Source organism: Aquisalimonas lutea, assembly GCF_030409225.1.
Lineage (GTDB): Bacteria > Pseudomonadota > Gammaproteobacteria > Nitrococcales > Aquisalimonadaceae > Aquisalimonas > Aquisalimonas lutea.
Genome location: NZ_JAUFPK010000001.1, coordinates 1,237,529 through 1,254,965, shown reverse-complemented (window position 1 = coordinate 1,254,965; position 17,437 = coordinate 1,237,529). Strand labels below are relative to the sequence as shown.

The 17,437-nt window shown below is 66.9% G+C and carries 12 protein-coding genes; 7 read left to right on the top strand and 5 right to left on the bottom strand.

Going from position 1 to position 17,437, the window contains the following annotated elements:
- Positions 1-593: 593 nt before the first annotated feature.
- The 5 genes from QWY84_RS05940 to QWY84_RS05920 form a co-directional block, all read right to left on the bottom strand.
- A complete protein-coding gene (locus QWY84_RS05940) occupies positions 594-1,742 on the bottom strand; it encodes an NAD(P)/FAD-dependent oxidoreductase (protein ID WP_290201528.1) in 1,149 nt (382 codons plus the stop codon).
- Between the two features lie 323 nt (positions 1,743-2,065).
- Positions 2,066-2,515, bottom strand: coding sequence for a hypothetical protein (locus QWY84_RS05935; RefSeq protein WP_290201527.1), 450 nt, complete (start codon positions 2,513-2,515; stop codon positions 2,066-2,068).
- Between the two features lie 1,088 nt (positions 2,516-3,603).
- Complete coding sequence (locus QWY84_RS05930; protein ID WP_290201525.1) at positions 3,604-4,020, bottom strand: group III truncated hemoglobin; 417 nt, start codon at positions 4,018-4,020, stop codon at positions 3,604-3,606.
- A gap of 17 nt (positions 4,021-4,037) precedes the next feature.
- Positions 4,038-4,523 (bottom strand): flavin reductase family protein, encoded by a 486-nt coding sequence (locus QWY84_RS05925; RefSeq protein ID WP_290201524.1) that lies wholly within the window; start codon positions 4,521-4,523, stop codon positions 4,038-4,040.
- Positions 4,524-4,654: 131 nt separating this feature from the next.
- Complete coding sequence (locus QWY84_RS05920) at positions 4,655-8,269, bottom strand: hydantoinase B/oxoprolinase family protein (RefSeq protein WP_290201523.1); 3,615 nt, start codon at positions 8,267-8,269, stop codon at positions 4,655-4,657.
- A gap of 159 nt (positions 8,270-8,428) precedes the next feature.
- Between QWY84_RS05920 and QWY84_RS05915 the strand changes: the two genes are divergently transcribed.
- The 7 genes from QWY84_RS05915 to QWY84_RS05885 all read left to right on the top strand — a co-directional run bounded on the left by QWY84_RS05915 (position 8,429) and on the right by QWY84_RS05885 (position 17,420).
- Entirely contained in the window at positions 8,429-12,145 is a 3,717-nt protein-coding gene (locus QWY84_RS05915; RefSeq protein ID WP_290201522.1) for a DUF1631 family protein, read from the top strand.
- A gap of 62 nt (positions 12,146-12,207) precedes the next feature.
- Positions 12,208-12,771 carry a GTP cyclohydrolase I FolE gene (gene folE, locus QWY84_RS05910; RefSeq protein WP_290201521.1) on the top strand — a complete coding sequence of 188 codons (564 nt, stop codon included), beginning with the start codon at positions 12,208-12,210 and terminating at the stop codon, positions 12,769-12,771.
- Positions 12,772-12,773: 2 nt separating this feature from the next.
- Positions 12,774-13,184, top strand: coding sequence for a dihydroneopterin triphosphate 2'-epimerase (gene folX / locus QWY84_RS05905; RefSeq protein ID WP_290201520.1), 411 nt, complete (start codon positions 12,774-12,776; stop codon positions 13,182-13,184).
- Between the two features lie 169 nt (positions 13,185-13,353).
- Positions 13,354-13,824, top strand: coding sequence for a TIGR01841 family phasin (phaP, locus tag QWY84_RS05900; RefSeq protein ID WP_290201518.1), 471 nt, complete (start codon positions 13,354-13,356; stop codon positions 13,822-13,824).
- Between the two features lie 199 nt (positions 13,825-14,023).
- Positions 14,024-15,769: a potassium/proton antiporter gene (locus QWY84_RS05895; protein ID WP_290201517.1), complete on the top strand. Its 1,746-nt coding sequence runs from the start codon at positions 14,024-14,026 to the stop codon at positions 15,767-15,769.
- Positions 15,770-15,881: 112 nt separating this feature from the next.
- On the top strand, positions 15,882-16,433 hold the full coding sequence (locus tag QWY84_RS05890) for a DUF2058 domain-containing protein (protein WP_290201516.1): 552 nt from the start codon (positions 15,882-15,884) through the stop codon (positions 16,431-16,433).
- A 123-nt stretch (positions 16,434-16,556) separates the two neighbouring features.
- On the top strand, positions 16,557-17,420 hold the full coding sequence (locus QWY84_RS05885; protein ID WP_290201514.1) for an ATP-binding protein: 864 nt from the start codon (positions 16,557-16,559) through the stop codon (positions 17,418-17,420).
- Positions 17,421-17,437 lie beyond the last annotated feature (17 nt).

Below are 17,437 nucleotides of genomic sequence, written 5' to 3'. Positions count from 1 at the left end.
AGACCATGTCTCACGCCCCTTAGCCGCTTTCGAGAACACAACGCTGACGATGGTCGACACGGGGTCTCTGCAGAAGACACCGACATTGGAACCGCGACAGGAGAGAATCTCGGCGCCAGCCCGCCGAAGCCAATGGTGGTTGGCGTCCCATCGAGGTTTCTTTCGTGAGCGTTCGAATGCGGTGTCAGGTGCGCCAGATACCGGTCTCACCCACGTGGGCGCTTACGATGACGCGGCGATTCGGGACGCTCGCCGCACAGCATCAGGGCGAGCGCGTCTGGCGACGAAGGTTTGCAGCCATCATGCCTCGATGATGGCTGCAACGATCCATGGCGGGCGCAACCAAGCCGCGATTATGTTCAACAGTCACAACGCGCCTGCTACAGGTGCCTTCTCCAAAGGGAACCGGCTGCCAGGAAGCACCAACTCCGGCGGGAAGCACTCCGCCGACGACAACGCAACGATGTCCTCGGCAATGAACCGGGTAAGGGATTCCACGGCTGCCCGGGTTGCGGTTCACGTGCATGCCGGAGTCATGGACACAGCGATCCCCAGGCTCGAACTCGCCGGCCGTACCGGTGACGAGGGCCCGTTCACTCCCCAAGCAACGGAGGCATTTCCTTGGTCAGCGGCATGCGCTCCTTGATGCGCTTGCCGGTCAGGGCGAAGCCGTGGAGGGTGCCTGCGGTGTCGCGGTACTCGCCGCGCAGGTTTTGGCCCTCGCCGTCGAACTGCCACGCCCCGGGGGCATCCTCCGGGGGCGGCCAGGCCACGACCTGGCAGCAACTCGTCTTCACCGTCACCGGCATCACCGGGTAGTGCACGGGTGCGGGCTCGCCGGCGAGCGTGCGGCCCAGCGCGCGGGCGGCGTTGGTCAGTGGCGCCACGTAGGGCAGCACGTAGCCCCCCACCGCGGCGCAATCGCCAAGCGCATAGATATTCGGCTCGGAGGTGGCCAGCCAGCGATCCGTGCGGATGCCCTGCTCCACCGTAAGCCCCGCGGTCTTCGCCAGAGACGTGCGGGGCCGCAACCCGATGGCCGCGAGCACCACGTCCGCTTCCAGGGTCCGACCACTGGACAGTGTAGCCACCACCCCGGCTGTACCGTGATCGACGGCAACCAGGGTCACACCGGTATGAATGGCCACCCCCATTTCCGTCAGGGCCGCGTGCAGGGCCCAGGCGGGCTGCTCCGGCAGAAGCCGCGGCAGCGGCAGCGGCTCGGGGAACACCAGGTCCACGCCGTGGCCCGCCTCGCGGAGGTCGTTGGCGAACTCGCAGCCGATGAGCCCGCCGCCCATAATGACGACTCGCCGGGCATCGTCGGCGGCCGCCCGGAAACGCTCGTACTGATCCAGATCGTTGACCTGGAACACGGCCTCCGCGGCATCGCCGCCGAGCGGCGGCGCGATGGGATCGGCGCCCAGCGCGAGGACGAGCTGTTCATAGGGGAGTGTCGTGCCGTCGGTCAGCCGGATCGCGGACTCCCCGGGCAGCAGGGCCTCGACAGAGGTTCCGGTGAGCACCTGCGCATCCAGCGACTCCGCCATGGCGGCGGGCTCGCCCTGGACCAGATCCGACGGCGTCTGCTGCTTGCGGTAGCCCGTGGAGAGCATGGGCTTGGAGTAGGCCCGCCCGGAGTCGGCGGTGACCAGGGTCAGGGGCGTTTCCGTGTCGTGTTTGCGCAGCTCCCGGGCCGTGGTATAGCCGGCCAGGCCAGTTCCGATGATGACGATGCCCACCCACGCCTCCGTTGATGAAAGTTTTCTGGTCACTACGTCAACCTACCATGCTGCCTGATTCCGTGGCTTTGCGTCATATCCGATAAGCACCATCAATCAACACCCTTTCACTTCGCCACGATTGCATCCGGGCGATCGACCCACACATATCGCGCACCTTGGAAACGTACTACATTGCATAATATTTTCTAATGGGAATCAGGTGCACCCAAACAAAATGAAGAAGAAATAGCATATTATTCAAGAGAATAAACGATGCTTTTAAGCCCTACTAAAAAGAATAATTAAAGGGTAAAGACCTCCTACTTGCAACTTCATAACCATTATTTTTTACGAAAAGAAGTGGCCGCCTCTTCAACATCCATAACTTTCAATGAACCAGAATCCCGCCGCAGCACCGTCACGGTACGAGCAATCGACTCCAGACGAGAAGCGTCCGTTTCCTGAGCCGCAATCAGGGATACACAACGAAGATCTCTCAGTTGACCAGCTCGCGAAGCTAGCATAAAAACCATACGGCTAAGGAATACTTCAACAATAACAGCAGTAATGTTAAATGCAACAAATTGGAAAACCAATGGCATACTCGTCGCCGGCTCGTAGATAAGATACAAGCCGGCAAATATAATATGAACAAGCAAAACGGTGACTAGAATTAACACGAACAACTTGGAATACGCAGTAACCAAAATCTCGTTTCTAATAAGAAGCTCTCTCAAGTCTCTCTCGAAAGAAAATTTTTCATTTTCCTCATTCTTCGTATATGATTTCATGACATACCTCCATAGCAGGAAGCTCCCGTCTCACAAGCAAGGTACTAGCAATATGCGTGCCTAAACGAGAGAAATGCTTCCTTGCTTGACTAACAAACATTCCAACGTGAGATGCTGACGACAGAGGAATTTTATTTGTAAAGTTGTCCGACAAAGATCTGATGCGCCGTGACACTTCGTTAACACGTTTTGCCCGCATCAACATCATCAACTTCCGCGAAGTCAATACGTCTATATGCATTATCAATAGTGCATAATTTTCCATGATAATACGGCAAATCATCCCCGTCGCACACCAAAATTGAAGGAAACAAAAGAAAGGCGATTGCATATCATGTGCACAACCCAGATCAAAGAAAAATAGAAACCGTATAAACAAGGAGAACAAAAATGCGCAAACACTGCCCTTCCTATAACATCGCCGAATTCACGCCACAGAGGAGGCCATCGCAAAAGGCGATTATAAAGTATTCGAACGGAAATACCGAATAGAATGTAAATACTTCTTCATTTCCCAACAATGGGCTTGCGGCGTCGCTCGCTATTCCATAGGGTGATTAGATACTTTAGTAGCTTATAATTACAGCGTTATTGCCAACGGAAAAGGTCTTTATATTGCAGCAGAATGATGGCACCTCTATGAAGACTTAACCAAGAAAGCAACCGCAGCCTTTTCAATAATCAACTGGGCGCTCTTCTTGATAAGATTTTAGACTTCGCAGCCGGCGTCCACCCGTATACCGCACTACGACGCCAAGGGATTCGGCGCAACGGACCAACAGTGCGAGAAAGCGCGTTTCAGCAATGCGAGAAACAGCCTCAAGGCTCCTCCGTGGCGTTGGCACGGACCGGATTTCCAAAGGAACTCTTGGGGGAAATGACACGACTCCAACAATTCCGTACCGTTAGTATCTCATGCTGCCCAACCCGTAGCAGATGATTACAAACTATAGAAATAGTTACCTATCTAACCGACGGTTGCACAAGAGAGTTTCTCGCGGAAAAGAGCCTAACTCGCGCTGATCCGATCAGGATCGCGATATCGATTACCCGCCAATCAAGAAGGCCCCGAGCTTGGGCCCCCCAATTTACGGCTCAACGCCACGAACCCGCCGGCGTGCCCGATCAGTACCCTTTCGGCTATGCAGCCAGCGCTGCATGTTGCCGGCAATGGTCACGGCCAGGGTGTCGGCGCGGCGCGCATAGGGCCCCTGGAAGCGGGCCGCCAGGATAGCGCGGTAGAGCGCCAGCCAGCGCTCGAAATGCCGGGCCTCCAGGCCGCAGCGGCCGTGCACGGCCTCGTGGCGGGCCATCATGTTGCGGCGGTAGGAATCGTGGCCGAGCAGCATCTTGCGCCAGTAGCCCTTGATCACCGCCAGGTGCTCGGGGACGTCGATGGCCGCGACGTCCAGGAACACCGGCGCCAGCAGCGGGTCGTCCAGGACGTGTTCGTAGAAGGCGTCGATGAACGCATCGATGCGCTCGGGCGTGTCCAGGTCCGGCATCACCAACGAACCAGCGGTTACTCGGTGCGCGGCACCTGGTAGGTGCCGTCGACGTAGACCAGCGGGTCGCCCGGGGCATCCGTAAACGCCTCCACCTCGCCGAGGAGGATGACGTGGTCGCCGCCGGGATGCTCGCTGTAGGTTCGACAGGTAAGGCACGCCACGGTCTCCGCGAGCACGGGCAGGCCGTGGTCGCCCGCCCGCCAGTCGACGCCGCCGAACTTGTCCTCCACGGGCTTGGCGAAGCGCGTGGCGATCCAGCCCTGCTCGGCGGCGAGCACGTTCACGGCGAAGTGGCCGGCACGCTCGAACGCGGCCAGGTTGGGCGAGTTGTTGTCCAGGCACCACAGGATCAGCGGCGGCTCCAGCGACACCGACGTGAACGAGTTCACCGTCAGCCCCACGGGCTCGCCGTCGGCGCGCAGCGCCGTTACCACGGCAACGCCCGTGGCATAGCGCCCCAGAGCCTGCTTGAGCGCGCGGTGATCGGCGATCTCTGCCATTTCAGTGCTCCGGGCCACTGCATGCGAAGCCATGGGATCGTGCCTCGGCGGATTCACGGTCACGGACCCGGCGGAATACCGGCTCCGGTGCGGGTTGTGCGCGGCGTGTGCACGCGATGGTAGCCAGGGAGCTAGTCGCTTGCAAATCCGCCCCCGCCCGGCGTACGGATCACGAACAGGTCGCCGGCGTTCATGTCCGCGCGGTCGGTCCCGGTCAGCACCTCCCGGGCGCCGTCGCTGCGCTCCACGAACTGCTCGCCGCAGAGGCCGTCGCCCCCACCGCGGATGCCGGCCGGGGCCTCGCTGCGGCTGTTGGCGAGCACCGCCACGGTCATGGGCTCGAGGAAGCGCAGCCGCCGCTCGACGCCGTTGCCGCCGTGCCAGCGCCCGCCCCCGCCGGAGTCGCGGCGGATGGCGAAGCCGTCCAGCCGCACCGGGAAGCGCGTCTCGAGGACCTCCGGGTCGGTGAGCCGGCTGTTGGTCATGTGCACGTGGACGGCGCTGGCGCCGTGGAAGCCGTTGCCCGCGCCGGCGCCGCCGCACAGGGTCTCGTAGTGCTGGTAGGTGTCGTTGCCGAAGGTGACGTTGTTCATGGTCCCCTGGCCGTTGGCCAGCACGCCCAGCGCGGCATAGAGGGCGTCGGTGACCACCTGGCTGACCTCGACGTTGCCGGCCACCACCGCGGCGGGGTGCTCGGGGTTGAGCATGGACGCCTCGGGGATCACCAGGTCGATAGGCTCCAGGCAGCCGTCGTTGAGCGGGATGGCGTCCTGGACCAGCGTGCGCAGCACGTACAGCACCGCCGCCCGCGTGACCGCGCGGGGGGCGTTGAAGTTGCTCGGCTGCTGGGGGCTGGAGCCGGTGAAATCCACCACCGCGCGGCGCTCGGCGCGATCCACGCGGATGGCGGCGCGCACCACGGCGCCGCTGTCCAGCCGCTTCTCCCAAGTGCCGTCGTCGAGCACGTCCAGCACGCGGCGGACCTGCTCGGCGGCGTTGGCCTGGACGTGGTCCATGTAGGCGTGCACCACGTCCAGCCCGTACTGGCTCACCAGGCCGCGGAGCTCGTTGACGCCGCGGTTGTTGGCGGCGATCTGGGCGCGCAGGTCGCTGAGGTTCTGCTCGATGTTGCGCGCCGGCCAGGGGCCGCCGGCGAAGAGCGCGCGCAGGGCGTGCTCCTGCAGCTCGCCCCGGGCGAGCACCTGGACGTTGCTGATGAGCACGCCCTCTTCGTCGATGTGCCGGCTGTGGGGCGGCATGGACCCGGGCGTGAGGCCGCCCACGTCGGCGTGGTGGGCGCGGCTGGCCACGTAGAAGATGATGCTGCGCTCATCCTCGCCGAACACCGGGGTCACGACGGTGATATCCGGCAGGTGGGTGCCGCCCTGGTAGGGGTCGTTGAGCATGAACACGTCGCCGGGCTGCATGGTCCCGGAGCGCGCGGCGATGATGGCGCGCACGCTCTCGCCCATGGAGCCCAGGTGCACGGGCACGTGCGGGGCGTTGGCCACCAGGCCGCCGCCGGCGTCGAACACCGCGCAGGAGAAGTCCAGGCGCTCCTTGATGTTGGCGGACTGCGCCGTGTTCTCCAGGGTCACGCCCATCTGCTCGGCGACGTTCATGAACAGGTTGTTGAACACCTCCAGCATGACCGGGTCCGCCTCGGTGCCCACGGCGGGGCCGGAAGCGGCGCGCTCGCGGTCCATGAGCACGTGGCCGTAGGCGTTGACGCCCAGGCGCCAGCTCGGCTCCACGACGATGGTGGAGACCGGGTCGCGGATGATCGCCGGGCCGGGGATGGTGTCCCCGGGCGCCAGGGCCTCGCGGTCGTAGACGGGCACCGTGCGCGAGGCGCCGTCCATCCAGGCGCTCACCTGGCCCAGCGGCGTCGGCGCCTCGCCCGCCGGCCGCGGCGGCTGCTCCGGCTCCGCCGCCAGGGCGCCGTCGCTGCCGATGACCTCCACCACGGCGGCGGCGATGATCACGTCCTTGTCCGGCATGACGAAGCCGAAGCGCGTGCGGTGCAGGGTCTCGAAGTCCGCGCGCACCGCCTCGGCATCGCCGTGGTCCACCAGCAGGGCGGTGTCGGTGCCGGCGTATCGGAGCTGGAGCTTGTGCACCGCCCGGATGCCCTCGGCCGGCGCTCCCTGGGCCAGGAGCTCGTCGCGGCCCTCGCGCTCGGCGCGCTCCAGCCGCGGGGCGAGCTCGGCCTGGTTGTGCGCGTTCAGGGGCGCGTCCACGGCCAGCTCGCGCATGGTGGTGAGGTCCGCCAGGCCCATGCCGTAGGCCGACAGCACCCCGGCGAAGGGATGGATCAGCACCCGCGCCATGCCCAGGGCGTCGGCCACGCGGCAGGCGTGCTGGCCGCCGGCGCCGCCGAAGCAGTTGAGGGTATAGCCGGTGACGTCGTGGCCGCGCTGCACGGAGATCTGCTTGATGGCGTTGGCCATGTTCTCCACGGCGATGCGCAGGTAGCCTTCCGCCACCTCTTCCGGGCTGCGGCGATCGCCGGTCTCGGCGTGGATGTGCTCGGTGAGCTCCCGGAAGGCGTCAACGACGACGGCCGCATCCAGGGGCTCGTCGCCGTTGGGGCCGAACACCCGCGGGAAGAACTCCGGCTGCAGGCGCCCCAGCATGACGTTGCAGTCGGTCACCGTGAGCGGGCCGCCGCGGCGGTAGCAGGCCGGCCCCGGGTCGGCGCCGGCGGACTCCGGGCCGACGCGGTAGCGGCTGCCGTCGAACTGGAGCTGCGAGCCGCCGCCGGCGGCCACGGTGTGGATGCGCATCATGGGCACGCGCATGCGCACGCCGCCGATGACGGTCTCGAAGCTGCGCTCGAACTCGCCGTTGTAGTGGGCCACGTCGGTGGACGTGCCGCCCATGTCGAAGCCGATGACCTGCTCGAAGCCGGCCATGGACGCGGTGCGCACGCAGCCCACGATGCCGCCGGCCGGGCCGGACAGGATGGCGTCCTTGCCCTCAAACCAGCGCGCGTCGGTAAGCCCGCCGTCGCTTTTCATGAACATCAGCCGCGTGTCACCGAGCTCCGCGGCCACCTGGTCGGCGTAGCGCTTGAGGATCGGCGACAGGTAGGCATCCACCACCGTGGTGTCACCGCGCCCGACCAGGCGCATGAGCGGGCTGACCCGGTGCGAGACACTCACCCGGCCGAAACCCACCTCGCGGGCGATGGCGGCCACCTGCTCCTCGTGCTCGGTGAAGCGATAGCCGTGCATGAAGGCCACCGCGCAGGCGGTGCAGCCGGCGTCCCGGGCTTCCTCCAGGGCCGCGCGCACCGCCTCCGGATCCGGAGCGGCGAGGACGGTCCCGTCGGCGGCGACACGCTCGTCGACCTCGACCACGTGGCGGTAGATCTGCTCCGGCAGGCGGATGTCCAGGGCGAAGATGTCCGGCCGGGTCTGGTAGCCGATGCGCAGGGCGTCGGCGAAGCCCCGGGTGGTGACGAACACCGTCGGCTCGCCCTTGCGCTCCAGCAGGGCGTTGGTGGCCACGGTGGTGCCCATCTTCACCGCCTCCAGCGCCTCGGCGGGGATGGGGTCGTCCGGCGCCAGGCCGAGGAGGTCGCGAATGCCCTGCAGGGCGGCATCCCGGTAGCGTTCCGGGTGCTCCGAGAGGACCTTGTGCATGACCATGGTCCCGTCCGGCCGACGCCCGATCACGTCGGTGAACGTGCCGCCACGATCCACCCAGAACTGCCAGCGATCCTGGCCCGCCTGTTCCGCCATGAAGGGACACCCCTCGTGTTCGCGTGTGTCCGGCGGATTCTACTAGGGATTCCCTGATGAGTGTCACAGCCCGGGGACGCTGAACCACGGGCCCGTGTCCGATATACTGCAACCGGTTCTGACCCGGGCACTACACCCGCCCGGGCGCGCGGAGGTTGCATGGGCTCGGACAAGCGCGCGTACACCCGGCACGAGGTGCGCTGGGACGCGGAGATTCACGCACCGACCGGCAGCGGTCTCGCCATGGAGATCCGCGATTTCTGCGAGGGCGGGGTTTTCCTGATTGCCTCCAGCCGCACGGCGGCCGCGAGCCTGAAGCAGCTCGTCGCGCCGGAGGCGACGGTCAACATGCACGTACGCGACCCGCTCACCGGCCGAGATCTGCGCGTTCGCGCCCGAGCCGCGCACGTGAGCGCCACCGGCCTGGGCCTGAGCTTCTATCAGCCGGCACCGAGCATCGTCGCCGGCCTCATGGCAGTCAACGCCGGCCAGGTCGCCGCCAGCGGCGCTGCCAGCACCGAGGACAACCCTCCGCTGGACAGCCGGCAACGACAGTATTTCCAGCGGGTACTGCGCGAGTGCTACCCCCTGGTGGAGGACTACGCCGGCCGCAGCCTGGACACCTTCATCGTCCAGGCAGAAGCGCGCCTGATGAACGGCTCCAACGACGCCACCAGCACCGCAGAGCAGTCGGCCCTGTACAACGCCCGCAAGCGCCTGCAGTCCCGGGCCGGGGAGGTCCGCGAGGCGTTCATGGCCGATCTCGGGACCGCCTGGCAGGAGCTCGGCGCGTTCCGCGTCCCCGGCGAGGGAGGCGAGGGCGACAAGGACAAGCTTGCGCTCGTGGACGAAGGCGATTTCGAGGACTGGCTGGCACGCTCGGAGCTGATCACCCGGGCGGAGAGCCGCAGCCAGCAGCGCCTGCGCCTGCTGCACCGGCGCCTGTCCCGGGCCACGGGGACGGCGGTGGACGACCAGCGCAACCCGGTCTCTCCGGCGGCACTTTGCTACATCCTCAGCCGCCGCCTGGATGCGCTCAAGCTCACCGTCCAGGGCCGCAAGCTCGTCTATCAGGCCTTCGGCAAGACCTTCCTCCAGCAGAGCGGCGTGCTCTACGACAGCCTCAACGGCCGGCTGCGGGAGCACGGGATCCTGCCCGATCTCGAAGGCGAGCGCTACACCATCACCAACGTCCGCAGCCAGGACAACACCCCATCCCGGGAGGCTGACCCGGAAGGGCCCGGGGCCTCGTCTGCCACCACTGCAGTGGGCATGAGCAGCGTTATGGCGAGCGTGCGCTCGCTTTTTCGGCGCCAGCGCGGCGACCGGACCCCGGCGGCGAGCGACGGCACCGCGCCGCCGCAGGAGGCCGTGGTACGGGCGGCGGCGGCCATCGACGCGCCGTCAACGGCGGGGCCGGGGCTGCGGCAGCAGGTGGAGGGCCGGCTCCGGGAAGCCGGCTATCCGGCGCTCGATGCGACCACCGCGGAGTCCGTGGATCTGCTGGAGACATGGATGGCCGGGGTTCAGCGCACCGACGGCCATGACCAGCTGCAGCAGTGGGTCAACCGCCTGGCCCCGGCCGCGCTGCGGCTGGAGCTCAACGACGGCAGCTTTCTCTCACGGCGGGACCACGGTCTCCATCGGCTCATCGACCACCTGGACCGTGCGGCGAACATCATCGGCGCGCTGGACGATACCCAGGCGGCGGCCATGCGGGCCTCCGTGGAAGAGGTTCTGGCCTCGGTAAACCGGGAAGCGGACGAACCCGACGCGCTGGTGGACGCGTGCGCGTCCCTGGCGCGGCTGACGGACAGCCCGCAGCGGCGCGTGTCCGCGAACGTCGAGCGGTTGCGCGAGCGCTACGAGGGCTCGGAGCGTCTGCAGGAGGCGCGCACCGCGGTGGCCGGGCACCTGGACCGCCTCTTCGGTCAACGGCCGGTACCGGAACCGTTGCAGAGACTCCTGGACGAGGGCTGGCAGCACCACCTGGTGCTCACCTACCTGCGCCACGGCACCGAAGGTACGACCTGGGAGCGCGGCCTGCGAACGGTGGACCTGCTGTTCCAGGCACTCGGCGGCGGCGACGGCAGGCGCCGCGCCGTGCGCCAGCCGGAGCGGCTGCTGGAGTACCTCGGCCATCACCTGCGCCACGCGGGCCAGGGCGAGGCGGAGGTTCGCGCCCTGGAGACCGAGCTGGCGCACTGGCTCACGGGCGAGGCGCGCCGGACCCTGCCGCCGTGCCAAACGCCTCCCCGCGCCGGGAGCGAGGAAGCGGAGCCGGAGCTGCCCGAGGAATGGCTCGGCCAGGCCAAGCTCCTGGAGCCGGGCGCGTGGGTGGTGTTCCGGGACGAGGACGGGCTGCCGAAGCCCCGGCGCCTGGCGTGGACCGACCGTCGCCGAACCCGTTTCGTGTTCGTCGACGAGGGCGGCCGCAAGGCGGAGGACCTGGATCTGGCCACCCTGGCGCAGGCCTTCGGCGACGGGCATGCCAGCTCCGGGAGCAACCTGGATCTGCCGGCCACCGAGCGGCGCTGGCAGGAGATGCTGGAGGGCCTGAACCGCCAGCTCGTCCACCAGGCCACCCACGATGATCTCACCGGGGTGCTCAACCGCCGGACCTTCGAGCGCCGCGTCCGCCACGTCCTGGAGCGCACCGGAGGCGAAGGTGAAGGCAGCGCGGCGGTGTGCCAGTTCTCCCTGGACGACTTCAAGCTGGTCAACAACACCCTCGGCCACCGGGGCGGCGACGAGCTCCTCCGGCGCATCGCCCGCCGCCTCCAGGAAGCCCTGCCGCCGCGCGGCGTCATCGCCCGGGTGGGCGGCGACGAGTTCGCGGTGCTGCTGCCGGACCAGGACGCGGACACGGCCCGATTGTTCGCCGAGGAGCAGCGCCAGGCACTGCGTGCCTGGCGGCCGGAGATCGACGGCACCCCGACCAGCGTGTCCGCCAGCGTCGGCGTGCTCGGGTTCTCGGCCCGCGGCCACGGCCTCGAGGCCGTGCTCCGCGATGTCGACAACGCCTGCACGGCCGCCCGGGAACAGGGAGGCAATCGCTGCCATGTCACCAGCGCCGCCGACCGGGAGGCCGCGGAGCTGCGCCGGGATGCCGAGCAGGTGGCGCGCGTCGATCGTGCGGTGGCCTCGGGGGAGCTGCGCCTGTCCTGCCAGCGCATCCAGCCGCTGCAGCCCGCGCATCGCCCGCTCCACGAGGTCCTCATCGCCGCGGCCGGGGAAGGCGCGGACGCCATGCGCCCCCACGATTTCATCCCGGCCGCGGAACGCTACGGTCGCATGCCGGCGGTGGACCGCCAGGTCATCACCGCCGTGTTCGCCTGGTGCGCCCGCAATCCCGGCCGCCTGGAGGAGGTGGACGCCCTGACCATCAATCTCTCCGGCCAGACGCTTGCCGACGTCGACTTCCCCGGCTGGCTGGGCACCACGCTGCATACCTACCGGGTCCCGGCCGGCAAGATCTGCTTCGAGCTCACGGAGACAGCGGCGACGACCCACCTGGGCCGGACCGCCGACCTGCTGCGCGTGCTCCGGGACATGGGCTGCCGCTTCGCTCTGGACGACTTCGGCGGCGGCTTGTCATCCTATGCCGATCTGAAGATCCTGCCTGCGGAGTTCCTCAAGATCGACGGCGCGTTCATCCGCGACATGGACCGCAATGCCGCTGACCGCAACGTCGTGCAATCCGTCCACGACCTGGCTCACCACATGGGCAAGCTCACCATCGCCGGCTTCGTGGAAAGCGAAGAGGTCCTGGAGCAGGCGCGGGAGCTGGGTCTGGACTACGTCCAGGGCTACCACGTGGAACACCCTTGTCCGCTGGATGAGCTGGGCCTGCAGCGGCTGGATCTCCCCGTGTAGCGATTTTACTATACAATAGTTATCCAATTGATGTACAAGTTGACCTGAATGCGCCGGAGACCATGAGCATGAACCTGGACGAGATGACCACCTCCTTCGAGCAGATCATTCGCGCGGCGGGTGAGGACCCGTCGCGGGAGGGGCTGCAGAAGACGCCGGTGCGCGCCGCCGAGGCGTTCAGCTTTCTCACCGAGGGCTACAACCAGAATCTCGAGGAGCTGGTCAACGGCGCCATCTTCCCGTCGGACAACGACGAGATGGTCATCGTCCGCGACGTGGAGTTCTATTCCCTGTGCGAGCACCACCTGCTGCCGTTCATCGGGCGCGCCAACGTGGCGTACATCCCCAATGGCAAGGTGCTCGGCCTGTCCAAGATCGCCCGCATCGTCGACATGTATGCACGGCGCCTGCAGATCCAGGAGACCATGACCAAGGAGATCGCCGACGCGGTCATGCAGGTCACCGATGCCAAGGGCGTCGCCGTCCATCTCTCCGCGCGCCACCTGTGCATGATGATGCGCGGCGTCGGCAAGCAGAACTCGAGCATGACCACCTCCGTCATGCTGGGGACATTCCGCGAGAAGCAGTCCACGCGCAACGAGTTCCTTCAGCTCATTCAGGGGTAGCCATGGCCACGAGTCGCGCGGAACAGCCCCTGGAGCCGGGGCCTGCACGGGTGGAGAGCTCACGCATACGCATCAAGAACCTGCGCCTGCGCACCTATGTCGGGCTCAACGAGGAGGAGCAGCAGAAGCGCCAGGACGTGGTGGTCAACATCCACATCGACTACGACGCGCTGCGCGCGGCCACATCCGATGCCCCGGATCACGCGCTGAACTATCGCACCATCACCAAGCAAGTCATCGAGCTGGTCGAGGACAACCGTTTCCTGCTCCTGGAGAAGCTCGTGCACGACATCACCAAGCTGGTGCTCGGCCACCAGGCGGTGGACGCGGTGCACGTGGAAGTGGACAAGCCCCACGCCCTGCGCTTCGCCGACTCCGTGTCCCTGACCATGAGCGCCACCCGGCGGCAATAGCGGCAAGGCCGCCCGGCAGCGGCGCCACCCCGGGACCTCGCCGGAACGGGACCGACAACCCCCTGACAATACAACCAAAAGATCGTGTTGCGTTGCACCAGATCGTGGACTATGCTGCAGCGCAGAAAGAGATGATCTCTTTCGACCGCACGAAGCGAGGAGGTTGTTCATGTATACCGAGATGTTCGACAAGACCAGCACCCAGATGGCGCAGTTCCTGAACCCGCTGCTGGAGGCCCAGGGCAAGATGGTGGATCACGTGGCCAGGATCACCGATTTCCAGGTGGAGGCCGTAAAGACCTATTCCGAGCTGAGCTTCGGCACGCTGCGCGCCCTGACCGAGGTCAAGGATCCGCAGAGCCTGCAGGCCTACGTCACCAAGCAGACCGAGGTGGCCAAGTCCCTCGGCGAGCGCGTGACCGCCGACGTCAACGAGCTGATCAAGATCAACCGCAGCTTTGCGGAAGACCTGCAGAAGATGACCCAGCAGAACGTCAGCAACGCCACCGAGCAGGCCAAGAAGGCCACCAAGCAGGCCACGGCCTCCGCCGCCAGTGCCGCGAGCGAGTCCACCGGCTCCGCCGGCACGGGCACCGCCTCCGGCTCCGGCAGCACGAGCACCAGCAAGAAGAACGCCTGACGCACCACGGTGCTGCAGGAATGCGACGCCCGCCCCCGAGGCGGGCGTTTTCGTCGGGTCCCGCCCGGAGAGACACGGCCGCCCTCCGCCCGCCAGCAGGCAACCCCCGGAACACGAGCAGCGGACATGAATCTTGCATGTCCGATATAATGGCGGCTGCTTGCGCCATTCGGCCACCTGGGCCTCCGGGGGGAGACAGTTGGACCTGACCCACCAGATCATCCTTGCTGGCGGACTGCTGTTCGTCGCCAGCATCCTGGCCAGCGTCATCTCCAGTCGCATCGGCGCCCCGCTTCTCCTGGTCTTCCTGATCATCGGCATGCTCATGGGCGAGGAAGGCCCGGGCGGGCTGGCGTTCGACAACTTCCAGACCGCGCACCTCATCGGCAGCCTGGCGCTGGCCGTGATTCTCTTCGACGGCGGGCTGCGCACCCGCGTCGCCAGCTTCCGCGTCGGCCTGCGCCCCGCGCTGGTTCTCGCCACCCTGGGCGTGGTCGTCACGGTCACCGTGACCGGGCTGATCGCGGCCTGGGTGTTCGACCTGCCGCTGCTGGTGGGCCTGCTCATCGGCGCCATCGTCGGCTCCACCGACGCCGCCGCCGTGTTCTACCTGCTCCACGCCCACGGCCTGGAGCTCAAGGAGCGCATCGGCGCCACCCTGGAGATCGAGTCCGGCAGCAACGACCCCATGGCGATCTTCCTCACGGTGGCGTTCATCGAGCTGCTGCTCGGGGAGCACCAGAGCATGGGCCTGGGACTGATGCTCGAGTTCGTCCAGCAGATGGGCCTGGGCGGGTTGATCGGGCTCGCCGGTGGCTTCGTTCTGGCCCGCGCCATCAATCTCGTCCCGCTCACCCCCGGCCTGTATCCGCTGCTCGCGGTCTCCGGGGCCCTGGTGGTCTTCGGCCTCACGGCCGTGGCGGGCGGCAGCGGCTTCCTGGCCGTCTACCTGGCCGGCATCGTGCTGGGCAACCGCCGCGTGCAGAACGCCCAGAACATCCGCCGCTTCCACGACGGCATGGCATGGCTGGCGCAGATCGTGATGTTCCTGATGCTGGGGCTGCTGATCACGCCCTCGCACCTGCTGGACGTCGCCCCACAGGCCCTGGTGGTGGCCGGCGTGCTGCTCCTGGTCGCCCGGCCCGCGGCCGTGCTGATCTCGCTGCTGCCGTTCCGCTTCCCGCTCAAGGAGCAGGCGTTCATCGGCTGGGTGGGCCTGCGCGGCGCCGTGCCCATTCTGCTGGGCCTGTTCCCGCTGCTCGCGGGCGTCGAGGATGCCGCGGTGTACTTCAACATCGCTTTCTTCGTGGTGCTGATCTCCCTGGTGTTGCAGGGCTGGACGGTGGCCCCGGTCGCCCGCTGGCTGGAACTGGACGTGCCGCCGCGCTCGCGGGTGATCCACCGGCTGGAGCTGGACCTGCCGGGCCAGCCGGAATACGAGATGGTGGGCTATCACCTGACCGCGGACAGCCCGGCGCTGTACAAGGTGGTGCGCCGCCTGCGGCTGCCCCGCAGCACCCAGGTGGTGGCGCTGATCCGCGACGGCAGCCTGCTTCAGGACATCCACGACGAGATCCTGCAGGTGCAGGATTATGTCTACGTGCTCACCCATCCGGAGGCGCTGCCGGATCTCGACCGCGTCCTGGTGGCCCCGACCGGCCCGGCGCGGCTGGAGGAGCACGCCTTCTTCGGCGAGTTCGTGCTCAACGGCGATACCCCACTGGCCGCCCTGTCCAGCGCCTACGGGCTGAGCATCCCCGACCAGCAGCACGGCGACGAGACGCTCGACCAGTATCTGCTGCGGCTGTTCAAGCGCCACGCGGTGGTCGGCGACCGGGTCAAGCTCAACAACATGGAGTTCGTGATCCGGGCCATGGACGGTAACCGCATTACCCAGGTCGGGCTCAAGATCAGCCGGGGCGAAGGCGGACGCACCGCCAGGTAGCTGCGCCCCGGGCGCAGGCATGCGAGCCGACCTGTGCGTTCCGGCGGCACGCCGCGCTACACTGGTCGGCACGAACCCGATGACCCAGCACACGCGAGACGGATGAACGGGCATGAGCAACTCACTGCGCGACCAGCTTCTGCAAACGGGCCTGGTGGACGAGAAGAAGGCCCGCAACGCGGACAAGGAGAAACGCTCGCAGCGCAAGAAGCGCAAGGGCGGGCGCAAGGGCGAGCCGGACCCGGAGGCCGCGCAGCGCCAGCAGGAGGTCGTCCAGGCCCGCCGGGAAAAGGCCGAGCGCGACCGGGAGCTCAACCGCAGGAACGAGCAGAGCAAGCAGAAGAAGTCGGCGGCCGCCCAGGTGGAAGACCTGCTGCGCGAGCACGCGGTCTCGACCCGGGAGGGGACGATCCCGTTCCATTTCACCAAGGACGGCAAGGTCCGCAAGATCGAGGTCACGCGGGACCAGCAGGGCAAGCTCAGCACCGGGGCGCTGGCGATCGTGGAGCGCAAGGGCCGCTTCCACGTGGTGCCCGCGGAGGTCGTCCCGCGCCTGCAGGAGCGCGAGCCGTCGCTGTTCGTGGCGCTGGTCACGGATGCCGGCGACGACGAGGATGACGATCTCTACAAGGAGTTCCCGATTCCGGATGACCTTGACTGGTGAGATCGGGGCGCGGTCGTGGTCGATCGCAGGGGCCGGCCCATGCCCTGGTGATGCGTACCCTGCGGCATCGGGGCTGAAGCCCCTCCCACCTACATACGCCACCTTCAACGCACGGAACCGCCCATGGATCGTCTCGAACAGATTCTGGAACGTGCCGAGCGGCTGCTGGAGCGCGCGGAGCCGCTGCTGCCGCCCGGTCGCAGTGAGCCGGACTGGCAGGCGAGCACGGCGTTCCGCTGGCGCCGGCGCCTGGGCGCGGGCTTCCTGGAGCCGGTGGCGCAGCCCCATGCCATCCCCCTGGCGGCGCTGCGCAACGTCGAGCAGCAGAAGGAGCGCCTGGATCGCAACACCCGGCAGTTCCTGCAGGGCCTGCCGGCGAACAACGCCCTGCTCTGGGGCTCGCGGGGCACCGGCAAGTCGTCGCTGATCAAGGCGCTGCTGCACGAGCACGCCGCCGCCGGCCTGCGCCTGGTGGAAGTAGACAAGGCGGAGCTGGTGGATCTGCCCGATCTCGCCGGGTTGCTGCGGGGCCGGCCGGAACGGTTCATCGTCTTCTGCGACGATCTCTCCTTCGAGGCGGATGATCCCAGCTACAAGGCCCTCAAGGCGATGCTCGACGGCTCGGTGAGCACGGCGCCGGCGAACGTGCTCATCTACGCGACCTCCAACCGGCGTCACCTGCTGCCGGAATACCTGGCCGAGAACGAGGAAGCCCGTAACATCGACGGCGAGATCCAGCACGGCGAGGCGGTGGAGGAGAAGATCTCGCTGTCGGAGCGCTTCGGCCTGTGGGTGTCGTTCCACCCGTTCGGCCAGGACGCCTATCTGGACATCGTCCAGGGCTGGCTGACCCGCTTCGGCGTCGCCGACGACATGGACGCCGTCCGCGAGCACGCCCTGCGCTTCGCCCTGGAGCGCGGCTCCCGCAGCGGCCGGGTGGCCTGGCAGTTCGCCCGCGACTGGGCCGGGCGGCACGGCCTCCCGTAACCCAGCCCGCACGACGA